This is a genomic window from Sphingobium sp. CCH11-B1 (assembly GCF_001556865.1).
Classification (GTDB): Bacteria; Pseudomonadota; Alphaproteobacteria; order Sphingomonadales; family Sphingomonadaceae; genus Sphingobium.
This window is the reverse complement of the sequence record NZ_LSJY01000039.1, coordinates 1-1,494: the sequence shown is the minus strand read 5'-3', so window position 1 is coordinate 1,494 and position 1,494 is coordinate 1. Positions and strand designations below refer to the sequence as shown.

General features: G+C 59.7%; 1 protein-coding gene and 1 pseudogene. Both read left to right on the top strand.

Annotation, left to right across the window (positions count from 1 at the left end; translation table 11 throughout):
- The first annotated feature begins 99 nt into the window (after nucleotides 1–99).
- A complete protein-coding gene (locus AX724_RS05105; protein WP_231736471.1) occupies nucleotides 100–381 on the top strand; it encodes a methylase in 282 nt (93 codons plus the stop codon).
- Between the two features lie 145 nt (nucleotides 382–526).
- Nucleotides 527–1,494: pseudogene (locus AX724_RS05100) on the top strand (tyrosine-type recombinase/integrase); the annotation flags it as partial.

Below are 1,494 nucleotides of genomic sequence, written 5' to 3'. Positions count from 1 at the left end.
GCAGCTTTGCAGGACTACGCCGCGTTCCTCCGCATTACCGCTTCCTCGCGATAAGGAATCATCCACCGCAACATGGAGCATGCCCTCGAATTGACGGCTGTGGTCGACGGGCTCGAAAATGCGACGCTCAACAGCGGCGCCAAGGCGTCGGCGCGCTCGCGGTTCGAGTCGACCAAGCAGCGCTTCTTCGGCCAGCTCCTCCTCAGCATGAAACTCCCGACCGTGATCGCGGCGGCGAAGGCGCATCTCTCAGCGGGCCAATCGGTGGTCCTTCAGCTGGTCACGACCGCGGAATCGATCCTGGATCGGCGGCTTGGCGACCTCTCGCCCGACGAGCGGGCGAACCTGGAAATTGATCTCAGCCCCCGTGAGTACATCTAATGTTGAGCTCAACATTACAACCGTTCTTTGCAGTCGCAGTTTATGTCGAGCGTGGCAGCAGGAGGCGCAGGTTTCCTTCGGTTTTCCATGATTTCACTCCAGATAATTACGGTTCCCTCGACCTGAACAAGTCGAAGGAACCACCATGAGAACAAGATCATCAGAGCTGTTTTGTCCGGCACAGCTCCGGATCGAAGATCCGCCCAGCTCGGATGCCCTATTCAACGCCTTCCTCTCCTCTCTGTGGGTCAAGGAGGAAGCGGCCTGTTCGATCCTGTACAGTGCAGCGATCCGTCATTTCCTGCATTGGCTGGATATGCATGCCATCCCGGTCAGTACGCTCGACGATCAAGTCGTCCGACGGTTCGAGAAGCACCGTTGTCGGTGCCACGGATACTCGGCTCAGCAAGCCGCCTATAAGACTGATCAGGCTGCGCGGGTCCGGCGCTTTGTCCGGTTCCTCGAAGATCAAGGGTACATCGAAGTCGACGATGGGATCGACGATCTCCCCCGTCACCTCACCGACTACTCCGATGCAATCGACAGCCTGCAACTCGCCCCTGGAGTGGCACAGGGCTACCGGTCGGAAGCCGAGCATATTGTGGCTTGGCTTCGCATCAAGCGGCAGTCGTGGGCCGATATCGACGACACGATCATCGACCAGTACGGCGCGCATGATTGTCGATGTCCGGTCTGGCGCAAGCGGGGCAAACTCGTCGCCTCGGGCGCGAAGCGGCGGCGGCGTGGTGCTCGGCACTTCGTCGAGTTCTTGCGCGGCCGGGGTGTCATCCCTTCAGTCGAACCGGTGTCGGATGACGACCCGCACATGGCGGCATATCTGGCATGGCTCAAGCAACACCGCGGCGCGACCGACGAGACGATCCGGCGCTACCGGACCGATATCAGGCGACTCATGCCTATCCTCGGCGAGCCTTCACAATGGGATGCAGCCGTCCTCAGACGGGCGTTTCAACAACGAAGCAAGGAGACGCCAGGTTCGGCATCACTGCTCGTCACGATAATGAGGAGCTATATTCGGTTCCTGGTCGTGCAGGGTGTTTGCCGTCCAGCTTTGTTGCACGCGATCCCATCAGTGCAACGCTACCGTCTTTC